Annotated in this window: 26 protein-coding genes; 25 read left to right on the top strand and 1 reads right to left on the bottom strand. The window is 63.8% G+C overall.

Features of this window, described 5'->3' with window-relative positions:
* Window positions 1-4: 4 nt before the first annotated feature.
* The 24 genes from rplB (at window position 5) to ACM0PY_RS17215 (ending at window position 13,033) form a co-directional block, all read left to right on the top strand.
* Window positions 5-832 carry a 50S ribosomal protein L2 gene (gene rplB / locus ACM0PY_RS17330; protein ID WP_004145339.1) on the top strand — a complete coding sequence of 276 codons (828 nt, stop codon included), beginning with the start codon at window positions 5-7 and terminating at the stop codon, window positions 830-832.
* Between the two features lie 6 nt (window positions 833-838).
* A complete protein-coding gene (gene rpsS / locus ACM0PY_RS17325) occupies window positions 839-1,108 on the top strand; it encodes a 30S ribosomal protein S19 (protein ID WP_005415413.1) in 270 nt (89 codons plus the stop codon).
* A 12-nt stretch (window positions 1,109-1,120) separates the two neighbouring features.
* Entirely contained in the window at window positions 1,121-1,456 is a 336-nt protein-coding gene (rplV, locus tag ACM0PY_RS17320) for a 50S ribosomal protein L22 (protein ID WP_004145348.1), read from the top strand.
* Between the two features lie 18 nt (window positions 1,457-1,474).
* Window positions 1,475-2,209: a 30S ribosomal protein S3 gene (gene rpsC / locus ACM0PY_RS17315; protein ID WP_005415414.1), complete on the top strand. Its 735-nt coding sequence runs from the start codon at window positions 1,475-1,477 to the stop codon at window positions 2,207-2,209.
* A gap of 5 nt (window positions 2,210-2,214) precedes the next feature.
* Complete coding sequence (gene rplP / locus ACM0PY_RS17310; protein ID WP_004154486.1) at window positions 2,215-2,628, top strand: 50S ribosomal protein L16; 414 nt, start codon at window positions 2,215-2,217, stop codon at window positions 2,626-2,628.
* The gene (gene rpmC, locus ACM0PY_RS17305; protein ID WP_004154487.1) at window positions 2,628-2,813 is read left to right on the top strand and encodes a 50S ribosomal protein L29; all 186 of its coding nucleotides are present in this window, start codon (window positions 2,628-2,630) and stop codon (window positions 2,811-2,813) included. The genes rplP and rpmC overlap by 1 nt, the downstream gene beginning before the upstream one ends.
* Window positions 2,814-2,824: 11 nt before the next feature.
* Window positions 2,825-3,094, top strand: coding sequence for a 30S ribosomal protein S17 (gene rpsQ, locus ACM0PY_RS17300; protein ID WP_004154489.1), 270 nt, complete (start codon window positions 2,825-2,827; stop codon window positions 3,092-3,094).
* Between the two features lie 12 nt (window positions 3,095-3,106).
* Window positions 3,107-3,475: a 50S ribosomal protein L14 gene (gene rplN / locus ACM0PY_RS17295; protein WP_010483978.1), complete on the top strand. Its 369-nt coding sequence runs from the start codon at window positions 3,107-3,109 to the stop codon at window positions 3,473-3,475.
* Between the two features lie 16 nt (window positions 3,476-3,491).
* Window positions 3,492-3,809 (top strand): 50S ribosomal protein L24, encoded by a 318-nt coding sequence (rplX, locus tag ACM0PY_RS17290; protein WP_004154490.1) that lies wholly within the window; start codon window positions 3,492-3,494, stop codon window positions 3,807-3,809.
* A gap of 11 nt (window positions 3,810-3,820) precedes the next feature.
* The gene (gene rplE, locus ACM0PY_RS17285; RefSeq protein ID WP_005415416.1) at window positions 3,821-4,363 is read left to right on the top strand and encodes a 50S ribosomal protein L5; all 543 of its coding nucleotides are present in this window, start codon (window positions 3,821-3,823) and stop codon (window positions 4,361-4,363) included.
* An 18-nt stretch (window positions 4,364-4,381) separates the two neighbouring features.
* Window positions 4,382-4,687, top strand: a complete 306-nt coding sequence (gene rpsN, locus ACM0PY_RS17280; protein ID WP_005408209.1) for a 30S ribosomal protein S14 — start codon at window positions 4,382-4,384, stop codon at window positions 4,685-4,687.
* Between the two features lie 258 nt (window positions 4,688-4,945).
* Window positions 4,946-5,344 carry a 30S ribosomal protein S8 gene (gene rpsH, locus ACM0PY_RS17275; RefSeq protein WP_005408210.1) on the top strand — a complete coding sequence of 133 codons (399 nt, stop codon included), beginning with the start codon at window positions 4,946-4,948 and terminating at the stop codon, window positions 5,342-5,344.
* 18 nt (window positions 5,345-5,362) lie between these two features.
* Window positions 5,363-5,887: a 50S ribosomal protein L6 gene (gene rplF, locus ACM0PY_RS17270; protein ID WP_049416175.1), complete on the top strand. Its 525-nt coding sequence runs from the start codon at window positions 5,363-5,365 to the stop codon at window positions 5,885-5,887.
* Window positions 5,888-5,919: 32 nt separating this feature from the next.
* Window positions 5,920-6,273, top strand: coding sequence for a 50S ribosomal protein L18 (rplR, locus tag ACM0PY_RS17265; protein ID WP_004154495.1), 354 nt, complete (start codon window positions 5,920-5,922; stop codon window positions 6,271-6,273).
* Between the two features lie 161 nt (window positions 6,274-6,434).
* Complete coding sequence (gene rpsE / locus ACM0PY_RS17260; RefSeq protein ID WP_005415419.1) at window positions 6,435-6,977, top strand: 30S ribosomal protein S5; 543 nt, start codon at window positions 6,435-6,437, stop codon at window positions 6,975-6,977.
* Window positions 6,970-7,161 carry a 50S ribosomal protein L30 gene (rpmD, locus tag ACM0PY_RS17255; protein WP_005408214.1) on the top strand — a complete coding sequence of 64 codons (192 nt, stop codon included), beginning with the start codon at window positions 6,970-6,972 and terminating at the stop codon, window positions 7,159-7,161. Before rpsE ends, rpmD begins: the two co-directional genes overlap by 8 nt.
* A gap of 6 nt (window positions 7,162-7,167) precedes the next feature.
* On the top strand, window positions 7,168-7,611 hold the full coding sequence (gene rplO / locus ACM0PY_RS17250; protein ID WP_004154498.1) for a 50S ribosomal protein L15: 444 nt from the start codon (window positions 7,168-7,170) through the stop codon (window positions 7,609-7,611).
* A 7-nt stretch (window positions 7,612-7,618) separates the two neighbouring features.
* Window positions 7,619-8,986 (top strand): preprotein translocase subunit SecY, encoded by a 1,368-nt coding sequence (gene secY / locus ACM0PY_RS17245; protein ID WP_005415420.1) that lies wholly within the window; start codon window positions 7,619-7,621, stop codon window positions 8,984-8,986.
* Between the two features lie 347 nt (window positions 8,987-9,333).
* The gene (gene rpsM / locus ACM0PY_RS17240; protein ID WP_004154500.1) at window positions 9,334-9,690 is read left to right on the top strand and encodes a 30S ribosomal protein S13; all 357 of its coding nucleotides are present in this window, start codon (window positions 9,334-9,336) and stop codon (window positions 9,688-9,690) included.
* 11 nt (window positions 9,691-9,701) lie between these two features.
* Window positions 9,702-10,091, top strand: coding sequence for a 30S ribosomal protein S11 (rpsK, locus tag ACM0PY_RS17235; RefSeq protein ID WP_004145443.1), 390 nt, complete (start codon window positions 9,702-9,704; stop codon window positions 10,089-10,091).
* Window positions 10,092-10,106: 15 nt separating this feature from the next.
* Entirely contained in the window at window positions 10,107-10,736 is a 630-nt protein-coding gene (gene rpsD / locus ACM0PY_RS17230) for a 30S ribosomal protein S4 (protein ID WP_004145446.1), read from the top strand.
* A gap of 55 nt (window positions 10,737-10,791) precedes the next feature.
* Window positions 10,792-11,790 carry a DNA-directed RNA polymerase subunit alpha gene (locus ACM0PY_RS17225; RefSeq protein ID WP_005408216.1) on the top strand — a complete coding sequence of 333 codons (999 nt, stop codon included), beginning with the start codon at window positions 10,792-10,794 and terminating at the stop codon, window positions 11,788-11,790.
* A 190-nt stretch (window positions 11,791-11,980) separates the two neighbouring features.
* Window positions 11,981-12,364: a 50S ribosomal protein L17 gene (gene rplQ, locus ACM0PY_RS17220; protein WP_005408217.1), complete on the top strand. Its 384-nt coding sequence runs from the start codon at window positions 11,981-11,983 to the stop codon at window positions 12,362-12,364.
* Window positions 12,365-12,526: 162 nt separating this feature from the next.
* Window positions 12,527-13,033: a disulfide bond formation protein B gene (locus ACM0PY_RS17215; protein ID WP_111201470.1), complete on the top strand. Its 507-nt coding sequence runs from the start codon at window positions 12,527-12,529 to the stop codon at window positions 13,031-13,033.
* A gap of 88 nt (window positions 13,034-13,121) precedes the next feature.
* On the opposite strand, the gene ACM0PY_RS17210 is transcribed toward ACM0PY_RS17215, so the two are convergent.
* On the bottom strand, window positions 13,122-15,248 hold the full coding sequence (locus ACM0PY_RS17210; RefSeq protein ID WP_134971650.1) for a TonB-dependent receptor: 2,127 nt from the start codon (window positions 15,246-15,248) through the stop codon (window positions 13,122-13,124).
* A 221-nt stretch (window positions 15,249-15,469) separates the two neighbouring features.
* Here ACM0PY_RS17210 and ACM0PY_RS17205 point away from each other — a divergent pair, with 221 nt between their 5' ends.
* A complete protein-coding gene (locus tag ACM0PY_RS17205; RefSeq protein WP_061480555.1) occupies window positions 15,470-16,861 on the top strand; it encodes a class II 3-deoxy-7-phosphoheptulonate synthase in 1,392 nt (463 codons plus the stop codon).
* Window positions 16,862-17,019 lie beyond the last annotated feature (158 nt).

The raw sequence follows: 17,019 nt of genomic DNA, 5'->3' as shown, positions 1-17,019 counted from the left end.
TCCCATGCCATTGATGAAATTCAAGCCCACCTCCCCCGGCCGCCGTTCGGCCGTGCGCGTGGTCACCCCCGACCTGCACAAGGGTGCTCCGCACGCCGCGCTGGTCGAGTCGCAGAGCCGCTCGGGTGGTCGTAACCACCACGGTCGCATCACCGTGCGTCACGTCGGTGGTGGTGCCAAGCAGCACTACCGCATCATCGACTTCAAGCGCAACAAGCTGGGCATCCCGGCGCGCGTGGAACGCATCGAATACGATCCGAACCGCACCGCCCACATCGCTCTGCTGTGCTACGTCGACGGTGAGCGTCGCTACATCATCGCCCCGAAGGGCCTGAAGGCTGGTGATCAGGTGATCGCTGGTTCGGACGCCCCGATCAAGGCCGGCAACACCCTGCCGCTGCGCAACATCCCGGTCGGCACCACCATCCACTGCATCGAACTGAAGCCGGGCAAGGGCGCTCAGATCGCTCGCGCCGCCGGTGCGGCCGTGCAGCTGGTGGCTCGTGAAGGCATCTACGCCACCCTGCGCCTGCGCTCGGGTGAAATGCGCAAGGTTCCGGTCGAGTGCTGCGCCACCATCGGCGAAGTCGGCAACGACGAGCACAGCCTGGAAAAGCTGGGCAAGGCCGGTGCCAAGCGTTGGCGCGGCGTCCGCCCGACCGTTCGTGGTGCTGCCATGAACCCGGTTGACCACCCGCACGGTGGTGGTGAGGCCAAGGCCGGCCAGGGTAACCCGCATCCGGTCACCCCGTGGGGTGTCCCGACCAAGGGTTACAAGACGCGCCATAACAAGCGCACTCAGCAGTTCATCGTCCGCGATCGTAGGGGCTAATCGACCATGGCACGTTCACTCAAGAAGGGCCCGTTCGTCGATCACCACCTCGTCAAGAAGGTGGAGGCCGCTGCGGGCAGCAAGAAGCCGATCAAGACCTGGTCGCGCCGTTCGATGATCCTGCCTGACATGGTAGGCATCACCATTGCCGTGCATAACGGCAAGAACCACATCCCGGTTCTCGTCAACGAGAACATGGTCGGCCACAAGCTCGGCGAATTTGCCATCACCCGGACCTTCAAGGGTCACGGTGGTGACAAGAAGTCGGGCAAGTAAGGAGAGATGACAATGGAAGCGAAAGCCATCCTGCGCACTGCGCGCATCTCCCCGCAGAAGGCTCGTCTGGTCGCTGACCAGGTGCGCGGTCTGCCGGCCGAACGTGCGGTCAACCTGCTGAAGTTCTCGGACAAGAAGGCTGCCCACCTGATCAAGAAGGTGGTGGAGTCGGCAATTGCCAACGCCGAGAACAATCAGGGCGCCGACGTCGACGAGCTGAAGGTTCAGACCATCATGGTTGATGAAGGTCCGACCCTGAAGCGTTTCATGGCGCGGGCGAAAGGCCGCGGTACCCGCATCCTCAAGCGCACCAGCCACATCACTGTGGTTGTGGGCGCCGCCAAGTAAGCGGATAAGGAAAAGACCATGGGTCATAAAGTTCATCCGATTGGTATCCGCCTCGGCATTTCCAAGGACTGGAACTCCAAGTGGTACGCCAACAAGGCCGAGTTCGCTGGTTACCTGGCAGCCGACCTGAAAGTGCGCGACATGCTGCGCAAGAAGCTGGCTCAGGCCGGCATCAGCAAGATCCTGATCGAGCGTCCGGCCAAGACCGCTCGCGTGACGATCCACACCGCCCGTCCGGGCGTGGTGATCGGCAAGCGCGGTGAGGACATCGAGAAGCTGCGCAAGGAAGTGAGCGAGATGATGGGCGTCCCGGCGCACATCAACGTCACCGAAGTGCGCAAGCCGGAACTGGACGCGCAGCTCGTTGCCGAGTCGATCGCCCAGCAGCTGGAGCGTCGCATCATGTTCCGCCGTGCAATGAAGCGCTCGGTCGGCAACGCGATGCGCCTGGGTGCCCTGGGCATCAAGGTCAACGTCGGTGGCCGCCTCAACGGTGCAGAAATCGCCCGTTCGGAGTGGTACCGCGAAGGCCGCGTGCCGCTGCACACCCTGCGTGCCGACATCGACTATGGCTTCGCTGAAGCCAAGACGACCTACGGCATCATCGGCATCAAGGTCTGGATCTACAAGGGCGAGGTCTTCGATTTCTCCCAGGTTGGCCAGGAAAAGCAGGACGACACCCCGTCGCGCAACGATCGTCACGATCGCGGCGACCGTGGTGACCGTCAGCGCCCGGCCCGTGAAGCGAGGTAACGACAATGTTGCAACCCAAGCGAACCAAGTACCGCAAGGTACACAAGGGCCGTAACGATGGCCTGAGCTGGAGCGCCAACGCTGTCAGCTTCGGCGAATACGGCCTGAAGGCAACCGCACACGGTCAGCTGACCGCGCGCCAGATCGAAGCGGCCCGCCGCTCGATCAGCCGCTACGTCAAGCGCGGCGGCAAGATGTGGATCCGCGTGTTCCCCGACAAGCCCATCACCAAGAAGCCCATCGAAGTCCGAATGGGTTCGGGTAAGGGTAACGTGGAATACTGGGTGGCCCAGATCCAGCCCGGCCGCATGATCTATGAAATCGAGGGTGTTTCCGAGGAAGTGGCTCGCGAGGCGTTCCGCCTGGCCGCCGCCAAGCTCTCGGTCACCACCACTTTCGTGACCCGTACGGTGCGCTGATGGATATCAAAACTCTCCGTGAAAAGTCGGCTGACGAACTCAAGGCCCACCTGATCGACCTGCGTAAGGAACAGTTCTCTGTCCGTATGCAGCAGGTCACCGGCCAGCTGCCGAAGACCCACGACATTCGCCGGGTCCGTCGCGAGATTGCTCGCGTCAAGACCCTGCTCGGCAGCACGAAGTAAGGATGGCCGCTATGAGCGACAATACTGAAAAGAAGACGCTGCGCACGGTCGAAGGCCGTGTCGTCAGCAACAAGATGGACAAGACGGTTACCGTCCTGGTTGAGCGTCAGGTCAAGCACGCGCTGTACGGCAAGTACATCAAGCGCTCGACCAAGCTGCACGCCCACGATGCCGACAACGCCTGCAAGGAAGGCGACGTCGTCCGCGTGACCGAGATTGCTCCGATGTCCAAGACCAAGAACTGGCGCGTGGTGGAAGTCATCACGCGTGCGGCTGAATAAGGAGTCTGAATCATGATCCAGATGCAGAGCTACCTTGACGTCGCGGACAATTCGGGTGCCAAGCAGGTGATGTGCTTCAAGGTGCTGGGTGGTTCCAAGCGCCGTTACGCCGGTATCGGCGACATCATCAAGGTCACCGTGAAGGATGCGATTCCGCGCGGCAAGGTCAAGAAGGGTGAAGTGTATGACGCCGTTGTGGTGCGTACCCGCAAGGGTGTGCGTCGCGCCGACGGTTCGCTGATCCGCTTCGACGGCAACGCTGCCGTCCTGCTGAACAACAAGCAGGAGCCGATCGGTACCCGTATCTTCGGGCCGGTGACCCGTGAACTTCGTTCGGAGAAGTTCATGAAGATCGTCTCGCTCGCTCCCGAAGTGCTGTGAGCGACAGGAGATAATCATGGCTAACCGTATCAAGAAGGGCGACCAGGTTGTCGTCAACGCTGGCAAGGACAAGGGCAAGCAGGGCGAAGTCGTCCGCGTCGACGGCGACCGCGTGGTCGTCGCCAACGTGAACATCGTCAAGCGCCACACCAAGCCGAATCCGCAGGCAGGTGTTGCCGGCGGCGTGGTCGAGCGCGAAGCTTCGATCCATATCTCCAACGTGAACGTGCTGAACCCGGCTTCGGGCAAGGGCGAACGCGTTGGCTTCAAGGTGCTGGAGGATGGACGCAAACTGCGTGTGTTCCGCTCCAGCGGTGAGGCGCTCGACGCCTGAGGAATGTGAAGATGACTTCCCGTCTCGAAAAGATCTACAAGGAAGAAGTGGTGCCGGCGCTGATGAAGCAGTTCGGCTACACCAATCCGATGGAAGTACCGAAGCTCGTCAAGGTCACCCTGAACATGGGTGTCGGCGAGGCTGCCACCAACAAGAAGATCCTGGAAAACGCCGTCGCGGACATGACCAAGATTTCCGGCCAGAAGCCGGTTGTCACCAAGTCGCGTATCTCGGTTGCGTCGTTCAAGATCCGTGATGGTTGGCCGATCGGCTGCAAGACCACGCTGCGTCGCCACAAGATGTACGAGTTCCTGGACCGCCTGATCAACATCTCGCTGCCGCGCGTGCGCGACTTCCGTGGTGTTTCCGGTCGTTCCTTCGACGGCCGCGGCAACTTCAACATGGGTGTGAAGGAGCAGATCATCTTCCCGGAAATCGACTTCGACGCCGTCGACGCGATCCGCGGTATGGATATCGCCATCACCACCACTGCGAAGACCGACGCGGAAGCGAAGGCGCTGCTGGCAGCGTTCAAGTTCCCGTTCCGTAACTGATCTGTCGAGGAAACCGAAATGGCAAAGACCTCCATGGTCAACCGCGACATCAAGCGGGAAAAGCTGGCCAAGAAGTACGCTGAGAAGCGTGCGGCTCTGAAGAAGATCGTGTCCTCCGTGGACGCGACCTACGAAGAGAAGATCGACGCCGCAACCAAGCTGGCCAAGCTGCCGCGCGATTCGTCGCCGAGCCGCCAGCGCAATCGTTGCGAGCTGTCGGGTCGTCCGCGTGGCGTGTACAGCAAGTTTGGCCTCGGCCGCAACAAGCTGCGCGAAGCCACCATGCGTGGCGACGTCCCGGGCCTGCGCAAGGCCAGCTGGTAATCCCAGCCGGCCCTGCGATCAGGAGCCCCCTCGGGGGCTTCTGAACCGGGGGAGGGAGGCGTTCAGCTTCCTTTCTGCGAAAAAACCCGAAGAGCCCGGCGCAAGTCGGGCTCTTTTGGCGTATACTCCCGCGTCTTGCCCTGCGCAAACGGGGTTGTAGGAGTGGGCCCCGGCCCGCTGCATCAAGGGACCTGGCCCGTTTCCAGGAGACAACAGATTTTCGCGAAAGCGGATATCGGTGCACTCAAAGGTACTCATATGAGCATGACTGATCCCATCGCCGACCTGCTGGTCCGCATCAAGAATGCGGCTGCGGTTGGCAAGCAGACGGTGAAAGCCCCGTCGTCCAAGATCAAGGTTGCGATCGCCCAGGTCCTGAAGGACGAGGGTTACATCACCGACCTGCGCGTGACCCAGCTGGAAAACAACAAGTCCGAGCTGGAAATCGTGCTGAAGTATTTCGAAGGCAAGCCGGTCATCGCGACCCTGAAGCGCTTCTCGCGTTCGGGCCTGCGCCAGTACCGCGGCAAGAGCGAGCTGCCGAAGGTCATGAATGGCCTGGGCATCTCCATCATTTCCACCTCCAAGGGCATCATGACTGATGCGCAGGCGCGCCAGCTGGGCGTCGGCGGCGAAGTCCTGTGCTTCGTGGCCTAAGGCGAAAGGAGTAGAACTATGTCCCGCGTAGCCAAGAAGCCCGTCACCCTGGGTAAGGTCGAACTGAACGTCCAGTCGGAAAGCATCACCGTCAAGGGCCCGAAGGGCACCCTGTCGCTGGTCAAGCCGGCCGGTATTGCCATCAACGTCGACAGCGGCGTTGCCACCCTGAGCACCGAGAGCGCCGACCTGGTCGCGCTGACCGGTACCGTGCGCGCGATCCTGGCCAACATGGTCAAGGGCGTGTCCGAAGGCTTCGAGCGCAAGCTGGAGCTGGTCGGCGTGGGTTACCGTGCTGCCATGCAGGGCAAGGATCTGAGCCTGTCGCTCGGTTTCTCGCATCCGGTCGTGTTCGTGGCACCGGAAGGCATCACCATCTCCACCCCGACCCAGACCGAGATCCTGGTCCAGGGCGCTGACAAGCAGGTCGTCGGTGAAGTCGCCGCCAAGATCCGTGCGTTCCGCAAGCCGGAGCCGTACAAGGGCAAGGGCGTGAAGTACTCCGACGAAGTCATCATCCGTAAGGAAGCCAAGAAGGCCTAATTAGGCGCTTCCGCTTTCAAGGAAAAAACATCATGAACAAGAACATCGCCCGCCTGCGTCGCGCCAAGTCGACCCGCGCCCACATCCGTGAGCTCGGCGTCGCCCGCCTGTCGGTGCTGCGCACCGGCCAGCACCTGTACGCCCAGGTCTTCACCGCTGACGGTTCGAAGGTGCTGGCTGCCGCCAACACCACCCAGACCGACGTCAAGGAAGGCCTGAAGAACGGCAAGAACGCCGATGCCGCTGCCAAGGTCGGCCGCATCGTTGCCGAGCGCGCCAAGGCCGCCGGCATCGAGAAGGTTGCCTTCGATCGTTCGGGCTACCGCTACCACGGCCGCATCAAGGCCCTGGCAGAAGCCGCCCGCGAAGCCGGCCTGCAGTTCTAAGGGACAAGGGCAGGGGGCCGATGGCCTCCTGCCTGCCTGCTCGCCAGCCTGAGTGAGGCTGGACGGCGCCGCTCTTCTGCAGCGGTCCACCGGAACAACGCGTCACTCCACAACCATAAGCGGCCTCGAGCCGTACATACCCAAACAACCAAGGAATCAACATGGCAGAAGAGCGTCAGCAGCGGGGTCGCGATCGCGACCGTAACCGCGAAGAGAAGATCGACGACGGCATGATCGAAAAGCTGGTCGCGGTCAACCGCGTCAGCAAGACCGTCAAGGGTGGCCGCCAGTTCACCTTCACCGCCCTGACCGTGGTCGGCGACGGCGAAGGCAAGGTCGGTTTCGGTTATGGCAAGGCCCGCGAAGTGCCGGTCGCCATCCAGAAGTCGATGGAACAGGCCCGCAAGAACCTGGTCAGCGTTGACCTGAACAACGGCACCCTGTGGCACACCATCAAGGATGGTCACGGCGCAGCCCGCGTGTTCATGCAGCCGGCTTCGGAAGGTACTGGCGTCATCGCCGGCGGTGCGATGCGCGCCGTGCTGGAAGCCGTTGGCGTGAAGAACGTGCTGGCCAAGGCCACCGGTTCGCGCAACCCGATCAATCTGGTGCGCGCCACCGTGAAGGGCCTGACTGCTGCGCAGTCGCCGGCCCGCATCGCGGCCAAGCGCGGCAAGAAGGTGGAGGAACTCAACCATGGCTAATGAGTCCAACAAGACTGTGAAGGTCCGCCTGGTGCGTGGCCTGCGTGGCACCCAGTCGCGTCACCGCCTGTCGGTGCGTGCCCTGGGCCTGAACAAGCTCAACGATGTGCGTGAACTGAAGGACAGCCCGCAGGTGCGCGGCCTGATCAACAAGGTTCAGTACCTCGTCCAGGTTGAGGAGTAATCGACCATGACTCTGCGTCTCAATGAACTGAGCCCGGCACCGGGCGCCCGCACCGAGCGCACCCGCGTCGGCCGCGGTATCGGCTCGGGCCTGGGCAAGACTGCCGGCCGCGGCCACAAGGGTTCGTTCGCCCGCAAGGGTGGCGGCAAGATCAAGGCTGGCTTCGAAGGCGGCCAGACCCCCATGCAGCGTCGTCTGCCGAAGATCGGCTTCCGTTCGCCGATCGCCAAGGACACCGCTGAAGTGCTGCTGTACGCGCTGGACAAGCTGCCGGCCGGTGAGATCGACTTCGCCGCCCTGCGTGCTGCCAAGCTGGTCCCGAGCACTGCCAAGAAGGCCAAGGTCGTCGTCAAGGGCGAAGTGACCAAGGCGTTCACCCTGAAGGGTATTGCTGCCACGGCTGGTGCCAAGGCTGCGATCGAAGCTGCCGGCGGCAGCGTAACGGAGTAAGAAAATCATGGCGCAAGCTGGCATCGGTAACCTCGCGGGCGGAATGGGCAAGTTCACTGAACTTCGCCAACGTTTGCTGTTCGTCGTCGGGGCTTTGATCGTCTATCGCATCGGCTGCTACGTGCCGGTGCCGGGCGTCAATCCCGATGCCATGCTTGCCATGATGCAACAGCAGGGCGGCGGCATCGTGGACATGTTCAACATGTTCTCGGGCGGCGCCCTGCACCGTTTCAGCATCTTTGCGCTGAACGTGATGCCGTACATCTCGGCATCGATCGTGATGCAGCTGGCCGTGCACATCTTCCCCGCCCTGAAGGCGATGCAGAAGGAAGGTGAGTCCGGCCGCCGCAAGATCACCCAGTATTCGCGCATCGGCGCCGTGCTGCTGGCAGTGGTGCAGGGCGGTTCGATCGCGCTGGCCCTGCAGGGCCAGGTTTCGCCGTCGGGCGCTCCGGTCGTGTACGCCCCCGGCATGGGCTTCGTGCTCACCGCGGTGGTCGCACTGACTGCCGGCACCATGTTCCTGATGTGGGTCGGTGAGCAGGTCACCGAACGCGGTATCGGCAACGGCGTGTCGCTGATCATCTTCGCCGGTATCGTCGCCGGTCTGCCGGGTGCGGTCATCCACACCTTCGACGCCTACCGCGACGGCAACATCCAGTTCATCCAGCTCCTGCTGATCGCCATCGTCGTACTCGCCTTCACCTTCTTCGTGGTGTTCGTGGAGCGTGGCCAGCGCCGGATCACGGTCAATTACGCGCGCCGCCAGGGCGGTCGCAACGCGTACATGAACCAGACCTCGTTCCTGCCGCTGAAGCTCAACATGGCCGGCGTCATCCCGGCGATCTTCGCCTCGAGCCTGCTGGCCTTCCCGGCCACCCTGGCCATGTGGTCCGGCCAGGCTGCCAACCAGAGCAGCTTCGGCCAGGTCCTGCAGAAGGTCGCCAATGCCCTGGGCCCGGGCGAGCCGCTGCACATGATCGTGTTCGCTGCGCTGATCACCGGTTTCGCGTTCTTCTATACCGCGCTGGTGTTCAATTCGCAGGAAACCGCCGACAACCTGAAGAAGTCGGGCGCTTTGATTCCGGGCATCCGTCCGGGCAAGGCCACCGCCGACTACATCGACGGCGTGCTGACCCGCCTGACCGCGGCCGGCTCGGCCTACCTGGTGATCGTCTGCCTGCTGCCGGAACTGATGCGCACGCAGCTGAATGCCTCGTTCTACTTCGGTGGCACGTCGCTGCTGATCGTGGTGGTGGTGGTGATGGACTTCATCGCCCAGGTGCAGGCACACCTGATGTCCCACCAGTACGAGAGCCTGCTGAAGAAGGCCAACCTGAAGGGCGGCAACCGCGGCGGTTTTGCCCGCGGCTGATAGGCCTGTTATACTTTCGTCTTCCTGACGTGATGGTCCCTCCGCTTCGCGGACTCCGGCCACACAAACGAAGGGCGGCCCCCGCAGCGGTTCCGGGTGGGGGTGTGATGAGGTGGTCCCGCGCTGGAGTAGCGCGGGCGGCCCCGGGGGAAACCCCAGGTCCAACCCCATCCGGCGCCGGAGCCTGGGCACACTCCCCAGGCCGGGTTCATGAAACCAATGGTTTCACGGGCTTCCATGTAAACCGGAACCTTGTTAGTATCGCTAGTTCACTTTTTTGATCCATCCTGCCGGATTGGCGTGCCCGAGGCGCGCTGTCGGCCATCACTCAGCTGGAGAACCGCGTCATGGCGCGTATTGCAGGCGTCAACCTGCCAGCCCAGAAGCACGTCTGGGTCGGGTTGCAAAGCATTTACGGCATCGGCCGTACCCGTTCGAAGAAGGTCTGCGAAGTCGCAGGCGTTGCTTCGACCACCAAGATCCGCGATCTGTCGGAGCCGGAAATCGAGCGCCTGCGCGCCGAAGTCGGCAAGTACATCGTGGAAGGCGATCTGCGCCGTGAGATCGGCATCGCGATCAAGCGCCTGATGGACCTGGGCTGCTACCGCGGCCTGCGTCACCGTCGTGGCCTCCCGCTGCGTGGCCAGCGCACCCGTACCAACGCCCGCACCCGCAAGGGTCCGCGCAAGGCGATCAAGAAGTAAGGGACTGAGAAATGGCTAAGCCCGCTGCTAAGACCAAGAAGAAGATCAAGCGCGTCGTCACCGACGGCGTTGCCCACGTCCACGCTTCGTTCAACAACACCATCGTCACCATCACCGACCGCCAGGGCAACGCTCTGTCGTGGGCGACCTCCGGTGGCGCTGGCTTCCGCGGTTCGCGCAAGTCGACCCCGTTCGCTGCCCAGGTGGCTGCTGAAAAGGCCGGTCGTGCTGCGCTGGACTACGGCGTGAAGTCGCTGGAAGTCCGCATCAAGGGCCCGGGTCCGGGCCGTGAGTCGGCCGTGCGTTCGCTGAACAACGTCGGCTACAAGATCACCAACATCATCGACGTGACGCCCATCCCGCACAACGGGTGCCGTCCGCCGAAGAAGCGTCGCGTCTAAAGGGAGCGATAAGAAATGGCTCGTTATATCGGTCCTACCTGTAAGCTCGCCCGCCGCGAAGGCGCCGACCTGTCCCTGAAGAGCCCGGCGCGTGCGCTGGACTCCAAGTGCAAGCTGGAGCAGAAGCCCGGCCAGCACGGCGCCACTGCCCGCAAGGGCAAGCTGTCCGACTACGCCACCCAGCTGCGTGAAAAGCAGAAGGTCAAGCGTATCTACGGCCTGCTGGAGCGTCAGTTCCGCAACTACTACAAGAAGGCCTCGACCAAGAAGGGCAACACCGGCGAGAACCTGCTGCAGCTGCTGGAAACCCGCCTGGACAACGTCGTCTACCGCATGGGCTTCGCCGTGACCCGTCCGGCTGCCCGTCAGCTGGTGTCGCACCGCGGCGTCACCGTGAATGGCAAGTCGGTCAACCTGGCTTCGTACCAGGTCAAGGCTGGCGACGCCATCGCTCTGTCCGAAAAGGCTGCCAAGCAGCTGCGCGTCCAGGAAGCCCTGACCGTCGCCGCCCAGCATGACCTGAGCCCGTCGTGGGTTGAAGTGGATTCCGGCAAGTTCACCGGCATCTTCAAGGCTGTTCCGGATCGTTCGGATCTGCCTGCGGACATCAACGAAGCGCTGATCGTCGAGCTGTATTCGAAGTAATTCACATTGGAGAGCCCCCGGCGACGGCCGGGGGTTCACTAGGAGAACCCGCAACATGACGGTTACCGCCAACCAGGTTCTGCGTCCTCGCGGTCCGCAGATCGAACGCCTTACCGACACCCGTGCAAAGGTCGTTATCGAACCTTTGGAGCGGGGTTACGGGCATACGCTGGGCAACGCCCTGCGTCGCGTGCTGCTGTCGTCCATCCCGGGCTTCGCCATCACGGAAGTCGAAATCGACGGCGTGTTGCATGAGTACACCACGGTCGAAGGTCTGCAGGAGGACGTGCTCGAAGTCCTGCTCAACCTGAAGGATGTGGCCATCCGTATGCACTCCGGCGACAGCGCCACCCTGTCCCTGTCCAAGCAGGGCCCGGGCGTTGTCACCGCTGCCGACATCAAGGTCGACCACAATGTGGAGATCCTGAACGGCGACCATGTGATCTGCCACCTGACCAAGGACACGGCAATCAACATGCGTCTGAAGATCGAACGTGGTTTCGGCTACCAGCCGGCTGCCGCGCGTCGTCGTCCGGACGAAGAAACCCGTGCCATCGGCCGCCTGGTCCTGGATGCCTCGTTCTCGCCGGTCCGCCGTGTCGCCTATGCCGTGGAAGCGGCGCGTGTCGAACAGCGCACCGACCTGGACAAGCTGGTCATCGATATCGAGACCAACGGCACCATCGATGCCGAGGAAGCCGTGCGCACCGCCGCCGACATCCTCAGCGACCAGCTGTCGGTGTTCGGTGACTTCACCCACCGCGACCGCGGTGCGGCCAAGCCGGCCAACAACGGCGTGGATCCGGTGCTGCTGCGCCCGATCGACGATCTGGAGCTGACCGTGCGTTCGGCCAACTGCCTGAAGGCTGAAAGCATCTACTACATCGGCGATCTGATCCAGAAGACCGAAGTGGAGCTGCTGAAGACCCCGAACCTGGGCAAGAAGTCGCTCACCGAGATCAAGGAAGTGCTGGCTCAGCGCGGCCTGTCGCTCGGCATGAAGCTGGAGAACTGGCCGCCGGCCGGCGTCGCCAGCCACGGCATGCTGGGCTGATATCGGCAATGCCTGAAGGCTCCACCGTTCGCGGTGGGGCCTTCAACGCAACACAACATGCCACGACGAACCCCAGGTTCGCGGGCAGGTCGTCCAGGACGGGCGGCCAGGACCATCCGCAGTCCGCGCAGCAACGCCAGGATGGCGACAACGATCCGCACAGCCTCATCATTAACCAAGGAATATCACCATGCGTCACCAGAAGTCTGGCCGTAAGTTCAGCCGCACCAGCGCCCACCGCGAAGCGATGTTCAAGAACATGGCCGCCTCGCTGTTCAAGCACGAGCTGATCAAGACCACCCTGCCGAAGGCCAAGGAACTGCGCCGCGTTGCCGAGCCGCTGATCACGCTGGCCAAGGTCGACTCCGTCGCCAACCGCCGTCTGGCCTTCGCCCGCCTGCGCGACAACGAAGCCGTCGGCAACCTGTTCACCATCCTGGGCCCGCGCTACGCGAACCGTCCGGGCGGCTACCTGCGCCTGCTGAAGTGCGGCTTCCGCGCCGGCGACAACGCGCCGATGGCCTACGTCGAGCTGGTTGACCGTCCGGTCGTGGCCGAGGAAGTGGCCGAGTAATCGGACCGCTCCAACGCGACACAGCGAAAGCCCGGCCTTTGCCGGGCTTTTGCGTTTCTGCGGGATCTGACCCGCACCGTTCCGACAGGCGTCACCTGTGGCGGTTCGAATGGCGCGCACTCTCGGTTACGCTTGGCGCCTTGATCCATTCGAGCGTTGACGATGAATCCACTGCGCTGGCCCTTCCGCGCCCAGTTCCTTCTGGGCTTCCTGATCTGCGCGGGCCTGCTGGGCTACGCGATCTTCCTGCAGCTGAAGATGGGCCTGGAACCGTGCCCGCTGTGCATCTTCCAGCGGCTGGCGTTCGCCGCGCTGGGCCTGCTGTTCCTGATCGGTGCACTGCACGGGCCCTCCAACCGTCCTGGCCGGGCAACCTACGGCGTGCTCGCCTTCATTGCCGCCGCGGTCGGCGTAGGCATCGCTGCGCGCCACGTCTACGTGCAGATGCTGCCACCGGAGATGGGGGCGACCTGCGGCCCGCCGCTGAGCTTCCTGCGCGAGACCATGGGGCCGCTGGAAGTGTTCCGCACGGTGCTGACCGGTACCGGCAACTGCGGCAATATCGACTGGACGTTCCTGGGCCTGACCATGCCGATGTGGTCGGGCGTGTGGTTCGTGCTGCTGGCGCTGTGGGCGTTGGTGGTGTCGCTGCGCAAGGTCAAGCGCTGAACGTGGCCACGCATGGCGTGGCTCTACTGGGTAGTGCCGGCCGCTGGCCGGCATACCGTGGGATTGCCGGCCAGCGGCCGGCACTACCTCAGAAATCCTGCTGCAGGCTCAGGTAGGCGCCACGGCGCGGTCCCCACTGCGGGGCGAACACGCCGACGCCACCGCCATCGCGCAGTTGGTAGCTGCGGTCCAATGCATTGATGACCGCCAGCTGCACATGCAGCGGATGGCCGCTGCCGGCATTGAAGTCATGCCCGGCGCTGAGGTTCACCTGCAGGTAGGACGGCAGCTCGCCGCCGTTGGGCACGCCCTCGATGTCCGAACGCAGGCCGCTACCGAACACGTAGTTGGCGCCGACCCGGTTGTGTCCGGCAAAGGCGTAGCTGAAGCCACCCGATGAGGTCAGCTTCTGGTCGTGGTCGAGGTGGATCCAATGGTTGGCCACATAGGCCAGCGCGTCCGGATCGAGGTTGTACTGGCCGGTGATGACCTGGGTGCCGATGGCCTTGTTGTACGCCGCGTTGACGTAAGCGCTGAACGGACCGTCGCTGTAGTCGGCACTGAACTCCAGGCCATGGATATGGCCGCGGCGGTAGTTGAACGTCGAGTAGATGTAGGCGGCACCGAACTGGCCTTCGTCCTGCAGGCGCGCGACGCGTCGGTCATAGGCATCCAGGCCCAGGGTCAGGTGGTCGCCCACCTGCTGCGACACGCCGATGTCGTAGTAGTCGCTGCGCTCGGCCAGTGGCGTGTTGTTGCCGCCGCTGGGTTGCTGGTTGGTGGTGCCGTCGTACAGCGCGATGTCGCTGCTGGCGATCAGCTCACTGGCCGGTGGCGTGAAGTAACGCGAATAGCCGGCATGCACGGTGGTGCTGTCGCTGGCATTCCAGGCCACGCCCACGCGGGGGCTGAGCTGGCCCTCGGTGTGGCCAAAGGCCTTGTAGCGATCTCCGCGCAGGCCGTAGTTGACGGTCCAGTCGTCGCCGATCTTCCATTCATCCTGCACGTACAACGCCAGCGTGCCGGCATGGAAGGCACTGTGGTCAGGTATCAGCAGCGGCGTGGTGCTGGATTGCTGGCCGGCGTCATCGACCGGAAACACCCAGCTGCTGTTGTTCGCACGCGCGTTCTCGTAATTGCCGTACAGGCCATAGCGCAGCGTGTGGTCGCTGCCCAGCGGGGTGGAGAAATCGGCCTGCAGCGTGTTGGCGCGGTTGCTGCGCTGCACCTGCGAGGCGACGCCACTGAATACCAGGTCGCCGATGACATCCGGGTTGAACGCCACATCGCTGTAGCGCTGCCCGGCTGACAGCTGGTAGGCGGTGCTGCCCAGCGCGCCCTGCAGCACCAGCATGCCGAAGCGGGTGGTCTCGCGCTGGGTTTCATCCAGCTGGCTGGAGTCGAAGGTGGTGGTGTCCAGGTAACCGAACTGCGGGGTCTGCCCGGGGTTGACCGGGATCTGGAAGCGATTGTTGGCGAAGCCGGCGAACACGCTCAGGCGCGTGTTCTCGTTGACCAGGTAGGTGAGGTCAGCGAACGCTTTGCCTTGGTGGGTGTCGTCGTGCAGCGGCTTGCGCGAGCGGGTCGGGTTCTCCAGGCCAACCTCGTTCTGGTCGTAGTTGCCAGTCAGGAACCAGCTCCATCGCCCCTGGTTGCCCCACCACGAGGCATTCGGATTGATCTTGCCGAACGAGCCTGCGGTCAGACCGGCGCTGCCGCCATTGCCGAGCTCGGCGCCATTGCGGGTGGTGATGTCGACCACTGCAGCGGTGCGCTCGCCGAACTGCGCCGGAAGCGCGCCATCCATCAGGCGGATGCTCTTGATGGTGCGGGCATCCAGTGTCTGGCCGAAGCCGGAGATCGATTCGGGCAGCAGCACGCCATTGATGCGGTACTGCAGATTGGCGTGGTCGCCGCGCACGTGCACGCCGCCATAGGAATCCTGGACCACGCCCGGGGCCTGCAGCAGTACCTGGCTGAGCGGCGCGGAGGCACCCAGCGGCTGCTTCTGGATGTCCTCGGCGGTGATCTGGTACTGGCTGCTGCCGATGTCCGGCGACAGCGCGTTGCGGGCCTGGTCGAGCTGGGCGTGGACGGTGACTGCGTCCAGATCCTTGACGGAGGAAGAGGTGTCGTCGGTCGTTGCGGCGAAGGCGGGCAGGCTGGCCAAGGCCAGGGCGAAGGCAATGCCGGTAGCGAGGGGTGAGGGCTTCATGGTGAGAGAGGGGGCGGCTGGGTGTGGAAGGGGCCGGTCCATGACGTGGAAGTGTTACTCCGTAACAAATCATGCACCTATCCCGTGCGGCTGGCCATGCTGGATCTGGCTGCTGGCGTTGGTCTTTCCCTGTCGTTCAGGTGGCCGGGGCGGTGGGGATGGGCCTTTGCGTCGGCGGCTGGCTCTGCGACCATGACCGCCCCCCATCCCGGAAGTCTGCAATGAGCCTGTCCGCCGTTCCGCCCGTCTCAGATCCCGCCGCGACCACCGCTGGCGCTGCCTGGTCGCCGGAGAGCTGGCGTGGCAAGACCGCGCTGCAGATGCCGACCTATCCCGACCCGGTGGCACTGGACGCCGCTCTGCACGAGCTGAAGCGGCTGCCGCCGCTGGTCACCTCGTGGGAGATCCTGGCGTTGAAGCAGCAGCTGGCCGAGGCCCAGGAAGGCAAGCGCTTCCTGCTGCAGGGCGGCGACTGCGCCGAGAACTTCAGCGACTGCGAATCGGGCACCATCTCCAACCGCCTGAAGGTACTGCTGCAGATGAGCTTGGTGCTGGTGCACGGCCTGCGCCAGCCGGTGATCCGCGTGGGCCGCTTCGCCGGCCAGTACGCCAAGCCGCGCTCGGCCGACACCGAGACCCGCGACGGCGTGACCCTGCCCAGCTACCGCGGTGATGTGATCAACGCACCGGCGTTCACCGAAGCGGCGCGCCTGCCGGACCCGAAGCGGATGCTGCAGGCCCACGCGCATTCGGCGATGACGATGAACTTCGTGCGTGCGCTGATCGACGGCGGTTTCGCCGACCTGCACCACCCCGAATACTGGAATCTGGAGTGGGTAAGCCACTCGCCGCTGGCGGCCGAGTACCAGAAGATGGTGGCCTCGATCGGCGATGCGGTGCACTTCATGGAGACCCTGGCCGGGGCCCGCGTGCACAACCTCAACCGCATCGACTTCTACACGTCGCACGAAGCCCTGCTGCTGCCCTACGAGCAGGCGTTGACCCGCCAGGTGCCGCGCCAGCAGGGCTGGTTGAACCTGAGCACGCATTACCCGTGGATCGGCATGCGCACGGCCGCGCTCGATGGCGCGCACGTGGAGTACCTGCGTGGCGTGCGCAATCCGATTGCGATCAAGGTGGGTCCGTCGGTGACGCCGGACCAGCTGCTGCGCCTGATCGATGTGCTCAACCCACATGACGAGCCGGGCCGCCTGAGCTTCATCCACCGGATGGGCGCAACGCAGATCGCCGAGAAACTGCCGCCGCTGCTGGACGCGGTCAAGCGTGATGGTCGCCGCGTGCTGTGGGTGTGCGATGCGATGCATGGCAATACCGAAAGCACCGCCAACGGTTTCAAGACACGCCGCTTCGACAACGTGCGTGGCGAGGTGGAGATGTCGTTCGATCTGCATGCGGCCGCGGGTACGCGCCTGGGCGGTGTGCACCTGGAACTGACCGGCGAGGACGTGACCGAGTGCATCGGCGGCGCGCGCGAACTGACCGAGCGCGACCTGGAGCGTGCGTATCGTTCGACGGTGGACCCGCGGTTGAACTACGAGCAGTCGCTGGAGATCGCGATGGCGATCGTGCGCAAGCAGGAGCAAGTGCGGTAAGGATTTTTCGGCAGGGCTTGCAGCCCTGCACCTGCTGCAATCAACGGCAACGGCAAAAGCCGAAGCGGCATTCCGTGGGGTGGCGGGATGGTGTGGGTGGTCAGGACACGCCGTAAACCCATCCATGGGGGCTCGATGGCGCCATGGATGGCGCCATC

The sequence above is a fragment of the Stenotrophomonas sp. BR163 genome, assembly GCF_047520985.2.
Classification (GTDB): Bacteria; Pseudomonadota; Gammaproteobacteria; order Xanthomonadales; family Xanthomonadaceae; genus Stenotrophomonas; species Stenotrophomonas sepilia.
Note: the sequence above shows the minus strand (reverse complement) of the source record. Positions and strands in the feature narration are given on the sequence as shown.

Coding starts and splice junctions, on each gene's coding strand:
- rplB (WP_004145339.1), top strand. CDS start 5: ATGCCATTGATGAAATTCAAGCCCACCTCCCCCGGCCGCCGTTCGGCC.
- rpsS (WP_005415413.1), top strand. CDS start 839: ATGGCACGTTCACTCAAGAAGGGCCCGTTCGTCGATCACCACCTCGTC.
- rplV (WP_004145348.1), top strand. CDS start 1,121: ATGGAAGCGAAAGCCATCCTGCGCACTGCGCGCATCTCCCCGCAGAAG.
- rpsC (WP_005415414.1), top strand. CDS start 1,475: ATGGGTCATAAAGTTCATCCGATTGGTATCCGCCTCGGCATTTCCAAG.
- rplP (WP_004154486.1), top strand. CDS start 2,215: ATGTTGCAACCCAAGCGAACCAAGTACCGCAAGGTACACAAGGGCCGT.
- rpmC (WP_004154487.1), top strand. CDS start 2,628: ATGGATATCAAAACTCTCCGTGAAAAGTCGGCTGACGAACTCAAGGCC.
- rpsQ (WP_004154489.1), top strand. CDS start 2,825: ATGAGCGACAATACTGAAAAGAAGACGCTGCGCACGGTCGAAGGCCGT.
- rplN (WP_010483978.1), top strand. CDS start 3,107: ATGATCCAGATGCAGAGCTACCTTGACGTCGCGGACAATTCGGGTGCC.
- rplX (WP_004154490.1), top strand. CDS start 3,492: ATGGCTAACCGTATCAAGAAGGGCGACCAGGTTGTCGTCAACGCTGGC.
- rplE (WP_005415416.1), top strand. CDS start 3,821: ATGACTTCCCGTCTCGAAAAGATCTACAAGGAAGAAGTGGTGCCGGCG.
- rpsN (WP_005408209.1), top strand. CDS start 4,382: ATGGCAAAGACCTCCATGGTCAACCGCGACATCAAGCGGGAAAAGCTG.
- rpsH (WP_005408210.1), top strand. CDS start 4,946: ATGAGCATGACTGATCCCATCGCCGACCTGCTGGTCCGCATCAAGAAT.
- rplF (WP_049416175.1), top strand. CDS start 5,363: ATGTCCCGCGTAGCCAAGAAGCCCGTCACCCTGGGTAAGGTCGAACTG.
- rplR (WP_004154495.1), top strand. CDS start 5,920: ATGAACAAGAACATCGCCCGCCTGCGTCGCGCCAAGTCGACCCGCGCC.
- rpsE (WP_005415419.1), top strand. CDS start 6,435: ATGGCAGAAGAGCGTCAGCAGCGGGGTCGCGATCGCGACCGTAACCGC.
- rpmD (WP_005408214.1), top strand. CDS start 6,970: ATGGCTAATGAGTCCAACAAGACTGTGAAGGTCCGCCTGGTGCGTGGC.
- rplO (WP_004154498.1), top strand. CDS start 7,168: ATGACTCTGCGTCTCAATGAACTGAGCCCGGCACCGGGCGCCCGCACC.
- secY (WP_005415420.1), top strand. CDS start 7,619: ATGGCGCAAGCTGGCATCGGTAACCTCGCGGGCGGAATGGGCAAGTTC.
- rpsM (WP_004154500.1), top strand. CDS start 9,334: ATGGCGCGTATTGCAGGCGTCAACCTGCCAGCCCAGAAGCACGTCTGG.
- rpsK (WP_004145443.1), top strand. CDS start 9,702: ATGGCTAAGCCCGCTGCTAAGACCAAGAAGAAGATCAAGCGCGTCGTC.
- rpsD (WP_004145446.1), top strand. CDS start 10,107: ATGGCTCGTTATATCGGTCCTACCTGTAAGCTCGCCCGCCGCGAAGGC.
- ACM0PY_RS17225 (WP_005408216.1), top strand. CDS start 10,792: ATGACGGTTACCGCCAACCAGGTTCTGCGTCCTCGCGGTCCGCAGATC.
- rplQ (WP_005408217.1), top strand. CDS start 11,981: ATGCGTCACCAGAAGTCTGGCCGTAAGTTCAGCCGCACCAGCGCCCAC.
- ACM0PY_RS17215 (WP_111201470.1), top strand. CDS start 12,527: ATGAATCCACTGCGCTGGCCCTTCCGCGCCCAGTTCCTTCTGGGCTTC.
- ACM0PY_RS17210 (WP_134971650.1), bottom strand. CDS start 15,248: ATGAAGCCCTCACCCCTCGCTACCGGCATTGCCTTCGCCCTGGCCTTG.
- ACM0PY_RS17205 (WP_061480555.1), top strand. CDS start 15,470: ATGAGCCTGTCCGCCGTTCCGCCCGTCTCAGATCCCGCCGCGACCACC.